Here is a 16457-nt window from a genome sequence, read left to right as displayed (position 1 = left end):
CCTTGGTTCGTGAAACAACCGAAACCGAATCGCAAAACTACGGTTACAAATTCGGTCAAGAAGAAGAAACCTACAACATCGTTGCAGCCCACGGCTACTTCGGTCGTTTGATTTTCCAATACGCTTCTTTCAACAACAGCCGTTCCTTGCACTTCTTGTTAGGTGCATGGCCAGTAGTTGGCATTTGGTTTACCGCTTTGGGTATTTCCACAATGGCATTCAACTTGAACGGTTTCAACTTCAACCAATCGATTATCGACTCGCAAGGTCGCGTCATCAACACCTGGGCTGATGTTATCAACCGCGCTAACTTGGGTATGGAAGTAATGCACGAGCGCAACGCTCACAACTTCCCTCTCGACTTGGCTGCTGGTGAAACAACTCCAGTTGCTTTGGTTGCTCCTTCCATCAACGGTTAAGTTTTAGCTTGAGATAAACAGAAAGCGCTCCTAGAAATAGGGGCGCTTTTTGTTTGGGCTTTTCCCCAAATCCAAGAAACCGGGTTTCTGCGATAATCTTGGCATCCCACCGAGATTTAGGAAGAAACCCGGTTTCTGAGCCCCCGCACCTAGTCCAAGAAACCGGGTTTCTATGAAAATTCACGCCTCCCCACGAGATTTTCCGCAGAAACCCGGTTTCTAAATCCCACGAGGAAACCCCATTTCCGAGTCCCCACGCCAAAAGAATGTTTAGTTATCGCCTGCGAATCTTCACAATATCGCTACTGCTAACCGGTCTATTATTCAGTTTAGCAAAAGACACCCATGAGCATATTTCCATAAAACCCGCAGCGATTTCAGAAAATCTTAACCGGGAAGTTTCAGAAATTGCGCGTCTTGTCACTGTCAGAATTTTATCCGATTCTGGGTCTGGTTCTGGGGTGATTATTGGCCGGAATGGGGAAAATTATCGGGTTTTAACTAACAATCATGTGGTAGCTGGCAATACTCAAAATTATACTGTATTGACGGCGGATGGACAGACACATATTGCTAAGCGGTTGTCTTCATCTCAGTTTAGCAGATTAGATTTAGCTTTGGTGGAATTTACGAGTCGTGAATCTTATCGAGTGGTGGAGATAGGAAACTCCCATAAGTTAGCTGTGGGAGATGCGGTTTTTGGGGCGGGTTTTCCTAATTGGCATTGGATTGATGCTAAGGCGATCGAGAATACTCGGAATTGGGGGTTAAAGGCGTTTCGGTTGACGGCTGGAAAGGTGGGAATGTTGCCAGAAAAGTCTTTTGTGGAGGGATATCAGTTGGGTTATACCAATGATATTACTGAGGGGATGAGTGGCGGGCCGGTGTTGGATAGTCGGGGGAGGTTGGTAGGGGTGAATGGACGGTTGAAATATCCTTTGGCGGGTATTGAGGTGTTTACGTTTGTGGATGGAAGTGTGCCCTCGGAGGGGGTTTTTAGGGAGATGGAGGCTTTGAGTTGGGGGATTCCGATTGAGATATTTAAAGAGTGGGTAAATTGGAGAAAATGAAATCTAAGCAAATATTATGGTAGTGAGTTTTATAGTGTTATCTCAATCAAAGACTACATTAGTAACTCCTGAACTTTCTTAAGTGATTTTTGGAGTAAGCCTTGGTTTCCTTGTTGCATATGCAAGTCAGCAGCTTTTTGAAAGTCCTGTATTGCTTCTTGTTTATTTCCATGATCTTTGTGGATACAACCCCGGTTGTAGTAAGAAGTAGCATCGTAAGGAGCAAGGTGAATCGCTTGGGTATAATCCGCGATAGCCATATGTTTGTTTCCCGATCTTAAGTAGGCATTACCCCGATTGATGTAGGCATTAACGTAGTTGGGATTAAGCATAATTGCTTGAGTATAATTCACGATCGCTTTCGGGTTTTCCCCTGATTTTAAGCAGGCATTACCCCGTATGAAGAAGTAATTGACAGCATCTTTATCAAGAATAGTTGGGAGAAAATCGGCGCTTGTCTTCTCTACAGGCGTCTTCTCTTTCTCTACTTGACCCGAAATAAATGCACCAATAGCTATTAAAATAATGAGTATTACACATAGAATTTTTAATGCAGACCAAAAGAAAATCCAAAATCCATTCCACCAATTTTGGGTCTCTATTTCTTTAATAATTTGAACCGTCTTTATCGCTTCCTTCTTGGGTTCGGATGCCTTTTTCTTTTGCTGCTCAGTTGATGGTTTTGTAGGCGAAGGCGAAGGAGAAGGAGAAGGAGAAGGAGAAGAAGAAGGAGAAGGAGAAGGATCGATCGCACTCTTTTCGCTAGGTACAACAGGTGATGGAGTTGGCGGAGATGGCGATGCGACCAATTTCTGCAAATTCGGCACTAAAGACGAATTAATCGGAATAGCCAAATTTAGCCCAGACTTACTACCATCTCGCCGATCGCCCTGTCCGTGAATACCAATTATTTGACCTTCTTCATTCAGCACCGGGCCACCACTCATCCCCGGTTGAGTAATATTATTATAAATCAAAGCATAACCATCTTGAGGCGGTTGCACTCCCACAAGAGTACCAGGATTCACGATCAAAGTACGTTGCGGAATCGTCTCATTTGCTTCGGGTGCGCCGGCGACATAAACAGTGCTACCCTTCGGAACTTTATCAGAATTCCCCAACTGCGCTACCTGATAAACTTTATCGCTGGTAAACTGCACTACCGCCAAATCCATGTCATTTATAAGTTGAATATTAGTAGCTTCTGTGCGGTGTCTCTCTCCCTCTGGAGTAATCACATAATAAATTTCATCTACGTTAACAACGTGCTTCGCTGTGAGAACAGAATAAACATTACCATTGCGCTGAAAAATTACCCCCGATCCAGGCTGGTAGCCATCAATCAAAACAGTAACTTGCGCTGCTATTTGATTAACCTGCTGTGGGTTGAGAGCAAAAGCGATGTGAGGTATGATTACTGCCAAGACAGAAATGAGCAAAATTGCTAAAAATCTACGCATCATCAACTTTTATCCTCACAAAAATCATACCTAAAAACATAGAATTTATCTGAATTAATCCGCATTACTTTGATATCACAACTTGCTCTCAGCAGCGTAGACAGGACTTAAGAAAAAACCCGGTTTCTCCGAAAAATAGTTGATTATCCGAGATATTGGCGCAGAAACCGGGTTTTTAGCCTCGCGTGTCTCAGGAACTACTAGAGTTAAAAACCACTGTCCTTTCCCAAAGAGCGATTAACTAATGTTTCCAAAGGAATAAACTGAGGAGTGTGACCACTTTCTGCTGTCGTACTATTAGAGGCAGCACCTTTAGCAAAATTAGTGATTTTTACGAGTATTTCACCGGGAGTTTGAGAATTTTGCTTATTAAGAGTAAACAGCATATTTTGGCGATCGCAGCTTTTTTGTCCTGCCGTCACCACACAAATAACTGTATAACCATTATCTACCTTTCCAGTCGTCAAATCCAACTTTGCTAACTTTCCACCATTTTTCGCCACTACCTCTGTCAATCTTTTTGAGACAGTTTGACAGCGTTGTTCTGGCGACCACTCATCGCCGAATTCTGTGCTATTCCAGGTTAGCAAAGGATTTTGGGAAACAGCATTTCCTCTTTGAGCAACTGTCGCCCAGCCATTGGGTTGCTGAACGCAGTTGAAAGTTGTAGGGATAGTAGACTGAGAAGTTTTCAGAGCTGAAGCTGTTAGATTGGAAGCTGTCGTTACGGGAGAAGTTGCAGGATTGTTGCTTGTCGATGCAACAGGCTGAGTTTCAGAAGTAGAAACCGTTGTTGTCGAACAAGCCGCCGCCCCAAACAGTGTCAAAACGATCGCCAAAATTTCAGTAATCAACCGACTTGATTTAGTAGTCATGTCTCACCTTATAGATTTTACTCAATTTTAATGAATTTATTTCCCACCAGATTAGAAAATTATACTATTAGGGCTAAAGTCAAAAAACCCGGTTTCTCCGAAAAATCGTCTCTCCGAGCGATACTGACGCAGAAACCGGGTTTTGGGCCACGTCTGCGTAAGTTCTGACTATTTTTACCTAGATGTGTAATAATTATTGCAAAAATTGTAACATGAAAATGATTATAGGGCAAACGATTGGTGGACGATACCACATCAAGAAGTCATTGAGTCAAGGTGGATTTGGCGAGACTTACGTCGCCGAGGATACACACTTACCGGGAAATCCCCAGTTTGTTGTCAAGAAACTCAACCCGCAATCTACCGATCCCTTTGTCCTGCAAACGGCGAAGCGGCTATTTGAAACAGAGTCACAAGTGCTCTATAAATTAGGTAAGTGCGATCGAATTCCGCAGCTATTCGCTCACTTCGAGGAAGATCAAGAATTCTATCTCGTTCAAGAGTTAATTGTCGGACACGATTTGAGCCAGGAACTTGTTTTGAGCAATCAACCCGGAGTGAGAGGAACTCAACTCAGTGAAAATCAAGTAATGCAGCTTTTACACGATATCTTGGAAGTCCTAACAGTAGTTCACCAGGAGGGAGTAATCCACCGGGATATCAAACCAGCAAATTTAATGCGGCGCGACTCAGATGATAAGATTATACTGATTGACTTTGGCGCTGTCAAGGAAAAAGTTATCAGTGCGGTTAAAAATAGTCAAACGCAACAGAACATCACAATTTGCATTGGAACTGAAGGATATATGCCGAACGAACAAATGAACGGCTATCCGGGATTATCTAGTGATATTTATGCAGTAGGAATGGTGGCTATCCAAGCTCTCACAGGAATATCGCCCGATCGGTTTCCGAAAGATCCCGACACGCTAGAAGTTATGTGGAGGGAACAAGCAGCAGTTAGCTCAAAACTAGCTGACTTTATAGATAATATGATTAGATATCGCCATAGCGATCGCTATCAGTCAGCCCATGAAGCATTGCAAGTTATTAAATCTTTAGTATCGGGGTCTGTAGGAACTACAGTTATTTCACAAAATACTGGGTGGAAATCGCTCTTAGCGAATGTCAAACCTAAATTAAAGTTAACAATGGGTTTAATCGGCTTGGGAATTGCTGTTATTGCTGCTGTCATAGTCTTTCAAAATGTTGGTAAGATTCAACCCCAATCTGCTCCAACTTCAACACCTACTCCTGCGAAGGATGGTGTGTGGTAAAAATAGTTGACTATCCATTTAAATTGACAAGAGGTAGAATTTATGAATCCTAGAAGAATTGACTGGCATTTGACCATTTCTGCGATCGGACTTGTACTCGCCTTTGTGGTGGCGATTCCTACACTTTATAATTTTGAGAAACGCAGGTTTTTTTGGCAAGCTGATTTACCAAATCAAGAAATCACCAAGAATTCAGATGCGATCGAGTTTTAGTAATGCGCTCCAAAATCCAAGAAACCGGGTTTCTGTGACAATATCGGAATTCCCACGCCCAATTTTGGGAAGAAATCCGGTTTCTGACTCCACAAAATTATTTTTACATAGCAGTCAAAAAACTAGAGGTTCTCCCAATCACTAATATCAACTTTAGCCTGTCCTAAAATCTTAACTAAAAAGTTAGCGCTGATATCACCTTGATGAGGATTGGGGATAGTGATGCGAAGGTTATCTTTTAGCATAAACTGGTGCTTTTTACCTGAATATGGCCCATCAAATCCTAGTAGTTTCAGGTAATGAATTAAGTCTCGACGTTTGATTGGTTTTAAAGGTGGCATCAGGCAACATCTTTGGTAATTGTAAGGTCGATATTATCGAGGATGGGTAAAGGAAGATTCATAGTGAGACCAAGTAAAATCCAGTCTTCCAATACCTCTTGCAATTCTTCCCGACAAGCTTCGAGAGTTACAGCATTTGCATAGACTCCTTCACAGATAGGAATTTCTCCGTAGAAAGTCCCATCATCAGGGAAAATTTCATACTTAGCTTGCTTCATGGCAGCTTGGATGTATTTAGTTAACATATTAAAGCACTCTCCTTTAGGGATGTCTAGCTAATGACTTTATAAATAAGTTATAGCATCAATTAATACTTGTTCAGCTAGTGGATGAAAAATAGAGTTTTTCATTCCAAATTACGATCGCCCAAAAAATTCATGACTGAGACTTAAGTTTTGCCTTAGCCACTCGCAGCTTTTCCCAAGCAGCTTCGGTTCCTGGTCTTGGTGGTAGGGCGGCAATTCGAGCAATCAGATCGCGATTTTTTTCTTCGTAGTACAGCCGCAGTTCCTCAGCTTCCTTAAGCACCATTTGATACTCGGCTTCAACATCAGCGCGATTTGCCTCAATGTAAGCTAAAGCTGCATTAATTTGTTCTTCTGTCAGATCGAACAATCCCCTAATAAACTTAGGCGGATATTGAGCCGTCACGTAGTCCATGATGTCGTAGATGGTGATGCGCGTACCTGCGATCGCCAGTCCTCTTTCTGTACGGATAATTGCTGTTTGTTCGTTGGATAGGGTTGTCATTTTTATGGCCTCCTAGAAGTTATTTTTAAATTGGTCGAAAACTCTGCACAAAATTCAGCCAGCGATCGACTTTATTGCCAGTAATGTCTAAAATTGGGATAGAACGAGTTCGGGATATTGGCGGCCCTGCTTCTTCCTGAGAATATTCGATCGCACTACGCTCTGGTTTGCCTAAACCGTAAGTCTTCGCAATATCTCCCGCCAACAGACAGGTGATTCTGAATGTCCCCATGCTAATTCTGCCATTTCCGGCCCTGTACTCCCAATCTCTAAAGCCAGCCCTGGGTATCTCCTGGCAATCAGCATAGGTCACTTCAAACATCTTAGCGATGTGCACGTCATAGAGTCGCAACTGACCCCCATAGGCAGATTTTGTGGTGTCCGCCTCCGACACCGTAAGGGTATAGGTTCCTTCCCCGTGTTGCAGTCTCATCGGAACCTTTGTCTGGGCGATCGCCCCTGGTATCCTCTGAATAGGAGTCCCGAAAACCCAACTCATAGTAATAGCGGTCAAGCTGGTGAGGAATAATTCTTTCGCGCTTCTCATTTATCTCTTAAAAGCTATAGCCTATTTGTAGCATATATTTAATTTTACTATAACTGTAATTTTTAAGAATAATTTTACGGTTATACCTCAATAGGGTTTACTTAACGCTTTTGATGAATTTCATCTGACGATTTTTGGATTATAAAGAGGTGAAGTAGATATTAAGAAGATTTTACCGCAGAGAACACAGAGAACACAGAGAGGGGAGGGATAAAAGGTTTTTTACGACATCCAAAACCCTCGCAATACTCTTCCCTCTGCGCCAAGAACGCCCCAATACGGTTCAAAACTCTTCTCTTGATGGAGTGGATTGTATTTCAATACGGTTTACTTAATGCTTTTGATGAATTTCATCTGACGATTTTCTGGCAATATAGCCATTTTTGGCAAGTCAGATTTTTCTTAAGTCCACTGAATGAAGGTTATACCTAAATTTTATGTATTGAACCAACTGCCAAACTATACGATCGTAAATAGTGATGGGCAGATTTATTTCGTCAAAGGCGATCGGCTCGCTCGGCACTGAAATTGGACATCCAGAAATAATCAAACCAGGAGTAAGCAGTTCCTCAGACGCCGCTCCAAATAGGCAATTTAGATGCACAATAGTTTGCCAGCCAAGGCTACTTGAATTTATCCTCAAACAAGCAATGCTGCTGACAGATTTTTTACCACAAATAATTAGTTGAAAGCCTTGCTTGTTTAGCGTAGAAATTAAAATCAGACGATTCATTAATCCAATCATCGGACTTCCAGGTAGAGGTTGCCCTCAACTGTCAATTGTCAACTGTCAATTGTCAACTGAATGAACACTTCCCCGCCTGAAGACACCTGGTGTTCGTGGTACTTTCTGTAACTTACGCTTTTAGGCTAAGTTAGAATGGCAAATTTCTACCACTATTCAAAACCATGCCATCAGCAGTACCAGTTACGATCGTAGTCACAACCCCAACCCCAACCAGCCCGGGTACAAGGCCCGGAGGCTCTGCTACCCCTCGCAATGGCACCAGCGGCCCTGACTCCCTCAGCGGTACTGCCGGCGCTGACTTGATCTTCGGTTTGGGAGGTGCTGACACCATTTTAGGTTTGGGGGGAGACGATAGCCTCTACGGCGGTGACGGCGACGACTCAATACAGGGGGACGCTGGTAATGATTTGCTGTTCGGCGGTGCAGCCCGCGACAGCGTTTTTGGCGGCGCGGGCGACGATACTTTCTATGGGGGGAAAGGTGCTGACTCGTTAAGCGGGGATGATGGCAATGATTTGCTGTTTGGCAACCAAGACAACGATACTTTGTTGGGCGGCGCGGGCAATGATACGTTTTTTGGCGGTGCCGGCGATGACTCGCTGTTTGGTGGGCTGGGCGATGATTGTTTGTCGGGCGATCGCGGCAGAGATACTTTAACTGGTGGCGCAGGGAATGATACTTTTTCGATCGGGCGATCGGCAGATGGCGATGTGATTACCGATTTTACTGTTGGTACGGATAAAATTCGCTTGAGAGCTGACCTCACTTTTGCCGAACTCACCATTTCTGCTGGGCCCGGAACCGTGCCGAGTACAATTGTTCAGTTTACAAGTACCAAGGAAACTCTGGCTACTGTATTGGGAGTTACTATCTCTCGGACGGACTTTATTTTTTAATTGGGAATGGTTCAACAGTTGACAGTTGACAGTTGACAGTTGACAGTTTGAGAGGAACCTCTACTTATAAGTCCGAGGATTGCATTAATGAATCGTCTGATTTTAATTTCCCCCTAAAACGGAGAGGCTTTCAACCAATTATTTCTGGTAATGGGGATTGAGAATTTGGTAATTGGTAATTGGTAATTGGGCTTGCGGGTACTTTTTAGTTTTAAGTTTTCAATGTTGAACTTTTTAACTGAAAACCGGAAGCGTTGCGACCAACAAAGCAATGTCAAAACTTTTCTTTTTCCTTATTTCTTGTTCCTTGTTCCTTGTTCCATCTTCCCTCGAACCGATTTCCATTACATCCGTTATATCCCGTACACTGCTCGTTGCCGAACTTCCCTCTTCCTTCTTTCTTACTAATGACTATTGACGGTTTTCTCAATCTCAACAAACCTGCCGGCATGACATCTCACGACTGCGTGGGGCGAGTGCGCCGAATATTGAAACTCAAACGAGTGGGACACGGAGGAACTCTAGATCCGGCTGTGACTGGCGTTTTGCCGATCGCCCTGGGAAGAGCAACCAGACTTCTGCAATTCCTCCAACACCACAAAGCTTACCGAGGTACGATTCGGTTTGGCTTAACTACCGCTACGGACGATTTAGAAGGAGAAATCCTGAATTCTCAACCTGTCCCGGAGTTGAGTTTAGAACAAGTGCAAGCTGCACTGCCGAATTTTATCGGCAAAATCGAGCAATTTCCGCCGAGTTTTAGTGCAGTGCAGGTGGGAGGAAAACGGCTTTATGAGTTAGCTAGAAAAGGCGAAACTGTGGAAGTTGCGGCTAGGAATGTTGAGGTGTTTCGGCTGGATATCTTGGGTTGGCGGCCCGGCGATTTTCCAGAATTGGATTTGTCGATCGCCTGCGGGGCCGGTACTTACATTCGGGCGATCGCCCGGGACTTGGGCGCACTCTTGAATGCAGGCGGTACTTTGGCTGGTTTGACTCGCACCGAAAGCAGCGGTTTCTCGATCGACCAAAGTCTCACGTTTGAAGAATTAGAAGTGCAATTGCAGGAGAATACATTCAGCCCGATTTTGCCATCGGCGGTTTTGAGACACTTAGGTGCGATCGTCCTTTCTCCTGAATATACCAAACGCTGGTTTCAAGGACAGCGCCTCCCGATTCCCGAAACGACGATAGAAGCCGAGAAAAGTAGCAACAATCCCCCTGAAAACTTAATACCCGAACCTCCCTATCCCTTGCAAGTTTACGATCGAGATGGTAATTTTTTAGGTATCGGTCAGGTAGCAAACTCAGATACAACTACCATATTGTCTCCTCAAATTGTCTTTTAGGTATCCAAGAGGTGAAAATGAAAATAGGTATAATTGGTGCTGGAAATGTTGGCGGAACTCTGGGACGCATTTTAACTCAAAAAGGTCACTCCATTGTATTTGGCGTTAGAGACCCCCAGAGTGCAAAAGTGCAGTCGGCGGTGGAAGCGACAGGAGGAAATGCGGGAGCAGCTAGCGTTGGGGAAGCTGCAAGTCACGGTCAAGTTTTGATCTTAGCTACGCCTTGGAATGGCACGCAAGAGGCGTTAGCGAAGCCCTCGAAGAGGATCGCCGCTGCGGGAGATTTGACTGGCAAAATTATAATTGACGCTACTAACCCGATCGAGCTGACACCCGCTGGACTTGCGGCTGGACTGACAATCGGACACACTACCTCCGCAGCCGAAGAAATTGCCAAATGGGCGATCGGAGCGCAAGTGGTGAAAGCGTTTAACAACATTGGTGCAAGCTGTTTTGAAAATTTGCAGTTCGGTTCGCAAACAGCAACTGCTTTTATTTGCGGAGACAGTACAGATGCCAAGAAAATTGTCACCAATATTGCGGAAGATATCGGATTTGAAGTTGTAGATGCAGGGACACTCCAACAAGCTAGATTGTTGGAACCTTTGGGTATGCTGTGGATTAACCTAGCTTTCAGCGGTATGGGACAAGATTTTGCGATTAATTTAATTAAGCGCTGAGGTGAAGATTGTGAAAGTATTGCTGATCGGATTAATTCGAGGCTACAAAATGGGGATTTCTCCTTATTTGCCTAACGCCTGTAGATTTCAGCCCACTTGTTCCCAATACGCGATCGAAGCCATAGAAAGATTTGGGGCGGCCCGCGGCGGCTCGATCGCAGTTAAGCGGATTTTGCGCTGTCATCCTTTTCATCCAGGGGGTTACGATCCCGTACCTCCCAAAGATAGCGATTAGTCATTAGTCATTAGTCATTAGTCGTTAGTTATTAGTCATTAGTCGTTAGTCAACTGTCAACTGTCAACTGATTAAGACTGTCAACTGTCAACTGTCAACTGTCAACTGTTTAAACTAGCATCAGGTAATTTGTTATTTTGAACGCAATTCAGTAATATTACTGTTTTTTTCCCAAACTCAGCAGCGATATAATAGGGAAAACAGGAGTACAGGGAATGCGAGTTGATATGTCTGCTACCGCAATCGGGTACAAAATGCTTTCTCATACTTTGGCAGTCCTCAGCCAGAAACAAGCAACGGGAAAACTGCTATTAGAGCAAGGTGAGCAACAGTGGCAACTATACTTTTTTCAGGGTAGTTTGGTTTATGCCACAGGAGGAGCGCACAGAGCGAGGCGCTGGTACAGGGCTATTGGACAACACTGTCCCAACTTTCAAGTGGATCTTAGAGATCTGGAGGCTCGGGAACTGTGGGAATATCAACTGATTCAGCAAGGGCTAGCTGCCAGCGAAATGAGTTTGCAACAAGCTAAGGCGATCGTCCACAGCAGCATTTCCGAAGTTTTGTTTGCTCTGATCGGTCAATCGGGTTTGCGTCGGGAGTGGCGTCCGTCGGAAAAATATTTTTCTAAAATAATATCTTCTTTGCTGCTGTCTGTAACGGAAGTAGAACAAATTCTGTACTCTACAGAACTAATTTGGCAGAAGTGGAAAGGCATGGGTTTGTGGCTGGTAGAACCAGAACAAGCACCCCTTTTAAAAGCGTCTGCCCAGTTGCAGGAAAATCGATTTAGTTCTAACTCTTTGATAGCTTTGGCTAACGTATTTAACGGCGAGAATACTCTTTGGGATATTGCATTGAAGAAAAAGCAGTGCGTGACAGTCGCAACTCGCGCTTTAGTTAATTACATGAAGCAGGGTTTAGTAAATTTCCGCACAGTACCAGACTTACCGTCGCCTATAGAACAGTGGCGCCTTGCTGCGTCGATGGCTGGGCAGGTTCGCCCTTTGATTGCCTGTATTGATGACAGTCCGACAGTATGCGAATTTTTACAACAAATTTTATTGCCGGCGGGGTATCGAGTTCTAAAAATTCAAGATCCGATGGATGGAGTGGGCATCATTGCCAAACAAAAGCCTGCTTTAATTTTTATGGACGTGGTAATGCCGAAGACAAGCGGCTTTGCTTTGTGCAATTTTTTGCGGCAAACACCTAGTTTTAGGGAAACTCCGATCGTGTTTTTGACTGGTAAAGACAGTATAATCGATCGCACGCGAGCCAAACTTACAGGTGCTTCCGATTTTTTGAGCAAGCCGCCCAATCCGGAACAGGTTTTGCAAATAGCTCAGAAGTATTTAAAGGTAAAAGGCGATCGCAACCCTTTAGGAATTCGCCCCGACAATTTACTGAATTCGCGGCAACTTACTTTGGCAAATTCTTGAACCAAATTTATGCTCAAAAAGCATCCCTTATCCGGTGCGTCAGTCTCTGTCGCACCTTAAACGTATTATAATAAAGACGCAACTAGATTTGATAAATAAATCTTTGAGGGGCGAGTGTATAATTTTTCTGGATTTCACAGCCAGCATTTTAGTAAATCCGCCCAGCCTATATAGATTCTAATGCTTCGGACTTGATATTCATGATGAGCGATCGAACTCCGCAGGTAAGCGTGGTGATTCCGGCTTACAACTGTGCTGCTTACGTCGGCCAAGCCGTAGATAGCGTGCTGCGCCAAACCTATACTGACTGGGAAATTATTGTAGTAGACGATGGTTCCCGAGACGACACCAAATTAGTTTTAGAGCAATATGGCGATCGCATTCGCTACATTTACCAACAAAATCAAGGAGTTTCCATTGCCCGAAATCGCGGCATCGAACTAGCGCAAGGAGAATTCATCGCCTTTCTCGATGCAGATGACTACTTTTTACCCGAGAAATTAGCAGCACAAATTGCTGTATTCAGAGCGCAACCAAATCTAGGAATAGTCCACAGTGGCTGGCGTCAAGTCAACAGTATAGGCGAACGGATTAAAGATGTCAAACCCTGGAAAAACGTCCCTAAATTAGACCTAGAAATGTGGCTGCGGTGGAAACCAGTATTGCCCAGCGCAATGATGTTTCGCCGCGAATGGTTAGAGCGCGCTGGCGGTTTCGATCCTCGATTTCCCCCGGCTGAAGATACAGATTTAGCGCTGCGTTTAGCATTAATGGGATGCGAAACAGAATGGCTGCGGCAAATAACAGTTTGCTACCGCCAGCACGAACAAAGTGCCATGTACAAAGGTTTACCGCAGGCTAAATCCTTGGCTGCGGTAATGGACAATTTTTTTGCGCGGCCCGAAGTGCCGGATAAAATACGTTTGTTGGAAAAGCAAATCAAGTACAGTACGTTGGTTTGGATTGCTTGGTATTTGCACCGCACCGGTCATCCTGTTGAGATGGCAGAATTTTTGCAGCGTTCTTGGAATTATACGCCTTATTTGCCAGTGGAAACAGTAATTAATTGGGCGGAGTGTTTTACGGAATTTTCGCAGGATGCGGGCAATGAATTGGATGCAGATTTATTAACTCAATCTCCAGAATGGCAGCAGTTAATGCAGTGGGTTATTCTCAGCAGCTATACTACAATAGGTTTGTAGTGAGGACTTTAGTCCTTCTTAGAGGACTAAAGTCCTCACTACGAACCTTCTTAGATTGGTAAATAAGGTTTTTTTAACGAACCGCGAAGGCGCAAAGGACACGAAGGAAGAGAAGAGAAAAAGTGCTAAAGTTTTTTGGCAATGTGAAATGCTGAAATATAGGAAGCTTTGATGATATTTACGCAGTTTTTTGCGAGCGCTTCCCCCAAATTTGTTAACAATGATTTTCTTTTTTGCTCGTCTAGCGCGATGTACTCCGAGTAAGTCTGCAAAAGATTCAGATAATCCTCAATACTGTAGGTAATTTCACATACTAACTGTTCGTAAATTAAATCTTCGTACAGGCCTGAGTCGATGATATTTTGTCCGATTTCTTTGATACTTTCTGCTTGATTGACTCTTTCTTTGGCATGATATACTGCTAGAGATGGAGCTTGAGTTTGACAAACTTCATTTAAAACTCGGTAAACTTCATCTTCTGGCAAAACTCCGGCATTCCAGAGCAAAATCAATGAACCTTTATCTTTTAATGCGGCGGCCGTTTTTTGATAGCGAATCTCTGGTGACACCCAATGAAAAGAAGTCGCCGCCAGCACAGCATTGAATTTATCAGTTTCTAATTCCCACTCTTCCAAAGTTTGATTTTTAATCTCTACAAATGGATAAGTTGCACAGTTTTGTTGTGCTAGCTGACAAGCTGGCTGACTGGGTTCGAGACAAAGCATTGCAAAACCTAATTCCGCAAACGGAACAGTGGCTATTCCGGGGCCGCATCCGATTTCAAGAATGTTGGCGTTTGAGGGAAGTTCGGCTAATTCGACAACGCGATTAATTAGTTGTTGGGGATAGCGCGGTCTAGTTTTGTTGTAGAAGCCTGCGATTTCGCTGTACCAATTTTTTCGCTGTTCGTAACTGTAGGTAGTGGTATATTCACTATACCAATCTTGAGTTTCTTCTGATTTATTAGCCATTGTTAAATCTTTCTTTTCTCTTCTCCTCTCTTCCTTCGCGTCCTTTGCGCCTTCGCGGTTCGTTCAAACTACTTATATTAAAATGCGAGATTATCCTTCAGTTTCAGCTTCAGTATAAATTGGCGGCCAAAGTTCAGCAATGGGCAATTCCCAACCAGGAAAAAGTTCGGATACCGTCAAAATCTCTCCATTACCCAGCACAATTGGTTCGCCTTCGGGACGGTAAACTGTAACAGTTTCTTCATCCGGGTCGATCAAAATCCCTACTTGTGCGCCGAGTTGGATAAAATTGAGAATCTTTTTTTCGAGCGGTTTAATACGATCGCTCTGTGATTTAATTTCTACTACCAAGTCTGGGACTAATTCTGCGAAATAACGGGTACTTTGCCGGATCCGGGCGGCCCGCACAAAGGAAACATCGGGTGCTGTGAGCGTCGCGTCAGGCAAAATAAAGCCACCTGCGGAGTCAAAAATTCGGCCCAAACGCCGGGGATAAACCCAATTGGCAAGCAGCCAAATGAAAAGTACACCAATTTCACTTGATACAATATCTGAGGGGCCCACAATGATAATTTTCCCGCTTTCTAGTTCAAGTTGGTAGTCTTGACCGGCTTCTTTGAAGGTTTTTTGGACTTTTTCTAAGTCTTTGAGTGTCATCATATTAATTTTTACCTCGTAGAAAAGGAGTTACCGCAGCTACAGCTTTGGGCTGCATTGGGATTGTGGAACCGGAAACCTCCGCCCATCAAGTCTTCTGAATAATCCAAGGTTAGCTCATTGAGATATTTTAAGTGCTGGGGGTCGATCGCAACTTGAACTCCCTCGGACTCGCAGAGAGTGTCTTCTGGGACGGGTGCATCGTCAAATGCCATTGTATAGGACAAACCGGAACAGCCGCTCGATTCTACGCCCAGACGAAACAAAGCATTGGGATTGGGATACTTTGACTTGAGGCGCTTTACTTCTGTGGCTGCTGTTTTGCTTAGATGAATCATTAATTTTATTGGTTATTGGTTATTGGTTACTGGTTATTGGTTACTGGTTATTGGTTATTGGTTACTGATTGGTGCGAATAACAAATAACAAACAACAAATAACAAATAACCAGTTTATAGGTTATTTAGCCTTAGATTCTGTCCGCGCGTAATCGTCTTGAAAGCGCACAATATCATCTTCTCCTAGATATTCACCATTCTGCACTTCAATTAAAATCAGGGGAATCACTCCCGGATTTTCCAGACGGTGAGAAATGCACTGTGGAACATAGGTAGACTGATTTGTAAATAGAACTTCTTCGGTTTCGCCACAAGTAACTTTAGCAGTACCGGAAACTACGATCCAGTGTTCGCTGCGGTGGTGGTGCATTTGCAGGCTGAGGCGGTGTCCCGGCTTGACTTCGATCCGCTTAATTTTGTATCCCGGGCCTTCTTCAAGTGTTGTAAAAGAACCCCACGGGCGTGATTCTGTAGCGGAAATTCCGTTGGGTGCAGCAGATGCAAGCAGAGTTAATGTTTGAGAAAGTTCTTGAGTTTGAACCATGATTTTTTACTCCTTCGGGATTGCTTGTTGAAGCCTTTAGTAAACGATGTTGGTTTTTGAGGTGAGCTAATTTGTTGTTAAAATCTAACCTCACCTGCGCGGAAGGGTTAGCGAACTGTACATTTTACTGTGAAATCTGCTCTTCCCGATCGACCAGCCTTAACAACCATAGCAAAATCACTATAGTAGTTGTCACCTGTGATGGGTGCGATCGACCAAATCTACATCAAATCTTCATCTGGGACTGCTGGTTCTTTATTTAATGGAAACATTTTATAAGATTTATGGTTGTTTTGGATTTTTTTAACCGCAGAGGGCGCAGAGGGCGCAGAGAAAGAGCGGATGTAGCGATTTTATCCTATCACTGTTCAGATCCCGATCGTGTCCAGCTTCATTCGGCGCGATCGCAGCCTGAATATCCTCTAGATGTGAGTCGCTATCACAAT

20 protein-coding genes and 1 pseudogene are annotated in these 16457 nt (G+C 43.9%); 10 read left to right on the top strand and 11 right to left on the bottom strand.

Annotated elements, in window-relative coordinates; translation table 11 throughout:
• Both QZW82_RS17970 and QZW82_RS17965 read left to right on the top strand, forming a co-directional pair.
• Window positions 1-419: pseudogene (locus QZW82_RS17970) on the top strand (photosystem II q(b) protein); the annotation flags it as partial.
• A gap of 266 nt (window positions 420-685) precedes the next feature.
• Window positions 686-1489, top strand: a complete 804-nt coding sequence (locus QZW82_RS17965; protein WP_293150591.1) for a serine protease — start codon at window positions 686-688, stop codon at window positions 1487-1489.
• 53 nt (window positions 1490-1542) lie between these two features.
• On the opposite strand, the gene QZW82_RS17960 is transcribed toward QZW82_RS17965, so the two are convergent.
• Both QZW82_RS17960 and QZW82_RS17955 read right to left on the bottom strand, forming a co-directional pair.
• Entirely contained in the window at window positions 1543-2952 is a 1410-nt protein-coding gene (locus QZW82_RS17960; RefSeq protein ID WP_293150588.1) for a tetratricopeptide repeat-containing serine protease family protein, read from the bottom strand.
• Window positions 2953-3155: 203 nt separating this feature from the next.
• Window positions 3156-3824 carry a COP23 domain-containing protein gene (locus tag QZW82_RS17955; RefSeq protein WP_293150585.1) on the bottom strand — a complete coding sequence of 223 codons (669 nt, stop codon included), beginning with the start codon at window positions 3822-3824 and terminating at the stop codon, window positions 3156-3158.
• Between the two features lie 212 nt (window positions 3825-4036).
• Here QZW82_RS17955 and QZW82_RS17950 point away from each other — a divergent pair, with 212 nt between their 5' ends.
• Together QZW82_RS17950 and QZW82_RS17945 are read left to right on the top strand one after the other, a co-directional pair.
• Window positions 4037-5101, top strand: coding sequence for a serine/threonine-protein kinase (locus tag QZW82_RS17950; RefSeq protein ID WP_293150582.1), 1065 nt, complete (start codon window positions 4037-4039; stop codon window positions 5099-5101).
• A gap of 42 nt (window positions 5102-5143) precedes the next feature.
• Window positions 5144-5314 carry a hypothetical protein gene (locus QZW82_RS17945; RefSeq protein WP_293150579.1) on the top strand — a complete coding sequence of 57 codons (171 nt, stop codon included), beginning with the start codon at window positions 5144-5146 and terminating at the stop codon, window positions 5312-5314.
• Window positions 5315-5436: 122 nt separating this feature from the next.
• Here QZW82_RS17945 and QZW82_RS17940 read toward each other — a convergent pair whose 3' ends face one another.
• From QZW82_RS17940 to QZW82_RS17920, 5 genes are all read right to left on the bottom strand, one after another.
• The gene (locus QZW82_RS17940; RefSeq protein WP_293150576.1) at window positions 5437-5655 is read right to left on the bottom strand and encodes a hypothetical protein; all 219 of its coding nucleotides are present in this window, start codon (window positions 5653-5655) and stop codon (window positions 5437-5439) included.
• A complete protein-coding gene (locus tag QZW82_RS17935; RefSeq protein WP_293150573.1) occupies window positions 5655-5900 on the bottom strand; it encodes a type II toxin-antitoxin system HicB family antitoxin in 246 nt (81 codons plus the stop codon). The genes QZW82_RS17940 and QZW82_RS17935 overlap by 1 nt, the downstream gene beginning before the upstream one ends.
• A 130-nt stretch (window positions 5901-6030) precedes the next feature.
• Window positions 6031-6405: a DUF433 domain-containing protein gene (locus QZW82_RS17930; protein WP_293150570.1), complete on the bottom strand. Its 375-nt coding sequence runs from the start codon at window positions 6403-6405 to the stop codon at window positions 6031-6033.
• 25 nt (window positions 6406-6430) lie between these two features.
• Window positions 6431-6952, bottom strand: coding sequence for a hypothetical protein (locus tag QZW82_RS17925; RefSeq protein WP_293150567.1), 522 nt, complete (start codon window positions 6950-6952; stop codon window positions 6431-6433).
• Window positions 6953-7343: 391 nt separating this feature from the next.
• Window positions 7344-7697, bottom strand: a complete 354-nt coding sequence (locus tag QZW82_RS17920; RefSeq protein WP_293150564.1) for a hypothetical protein — start codon at window positions 7695-7697, stop codon at window positions 7344-7346.
• A 164-nt stretch (window positions 7698-7861) separates the two neighbouring features.
• Between QZW82_RS17920 and QZW82_RS17915 the strand changes: the two genes are divergently transcribed.
• The 6 genes from QZW82_RS17915 (at window position 7862) to QZW82_RS17890 (ending at window position 13501) form a co-directional block, all read left to right on the top strand.
• Window positions 7862-8596, top strand: a complete 735-nt coding sequence (locus QZW82_RS17915; RefSeq protein ID WP_293150561.1) for a calcium-binding protein — start codon at window positions 7862-7864, stop codon at window positions 8594-8596.
• A 407-nt stretch (window positions 8597-9003) separates the two neighbouring features.
• Window positions 9004-9942, top strand: coding sequence for a tRNA pseudouridine(55) synthase TruB (gene truB / locus QZW82_RS17910; RefSeq protein ID WP_293150557.1), 939 nt, complete (start codon window positions 9004-9006; stop codon window positions 9940-9942).
• 17 nt (window positions 9943-9959) lie between these two features.
• A complete protein-coding gene (locus QZW82_RS17905) occupies window positions 9960-10622 on the top strand; it encodes an NADPH-dependent F420 reductase (protein ID WP_293150554.1) in 663 nt (220 codons plus the stop codon).
• A gap of 10 nt (window positions 10623-10632) precedes the next feature.
• Window positions 10633-10857 (top strand): membrane protein insertion efficiency factor YidD, encoded by a 225-nt coding sequence (yidD, locus tag QZW82_RS17900; RefSeq protein WP_293150551.1) that lies wholly within the window; start codon window positions 10633-10635, stop codon window positions 10855-10857.
• Between the two features lie 227 nt (window positions 10858-11084).
• A complete protein-coding gene (locus QZW82_RS17895) occupies window positions 11085-12299 on the top strand; it encodes a response regulator (RefSeq protein ID WP_293150549.1) in 1215 nt (404 codons plus the stop codon).
• Between the two features lie 203 nt (window positions 12300-12502).
• On the top strand, window positions 12503-13501 hold the full coding sequence (locus tag QZW82_RS17890) for a glycosyltransferase (protein ID WP_293150609.1): 999 nt from the start codon (window positions 12503-12505) through the stop codon (window positions 13499-13501).
• A 125-nt stretch (window positions 13502-13626) separates the two neighbouring features.
• Here the strand turns inward: QZW82_RS17890 and QZW82_RS17885 are convergent, their stop codons facing one another.
• The 4 genes from QZW82_RS17885 to QZW82_RS17870 form a co-directional block, all read right to left on the bottom strand.
• Window positions 13627-14472: a class I SAM-dependent methyltransferase gene (locus QZW82_RS17885; protein ID WP_293150546.1), complete on the bottom strand. Its 846-nt coding sequence runs from the start codon at window positions 14470-14472 to the stop codon at window positions 13627-13629.
• A 90-nt stretch (window positions 14473-14562) separates the two neighbouring features.
• Entirely contained in the window at window positions 14563-15129 is a 567-nt protein-coding gene (locus QZW82_RS17880) for a Uma2 family endonuclease (protein WP_366665042.1), read from the bottom strand.
• An 11-nt stretch (window positions 15130-15140) separates the two neighbouring features.
• Window positions 15141-15467, bottom strand: coding sequence for an iron-sulfur cluster assembly accessory protein (locus tag QZW82_RS17875; RefSeq protein ID WP_293150543.1), 327 nt, complete (start codon window positions 15465-15467; stop codon window positions 15141-15143).
• Between the two features lie 121 nt (window positions 15468-15588).
• Window positions 15589-16011: a phosphomannose isomerase type II C-terminal cupin domain gene (locus QZW82_RS17870; protein ID WP_293150540.1), complete on the bottom strand. Its 423-nt coding sequence runs from the start codon at window positions 16009-16011 to the stop codon at window positions 15589-15591.
• Window positions 16012-16457: the final 446 nt, after the last annotated feature.

This window comes from Microcoleus sp. bin48.metabat.b7b8b9.023 (assembly GCF_013299185.1).
Taxonomy (GTDB): Bacteria; Cyanobacteriota; Cyanobacteriia; order Cyanobacteriales; family Microcoleaceae; genus Microcoleus.
This window is presented reverse-complemented; position numbering and strand designations above follow the sequence as displayed.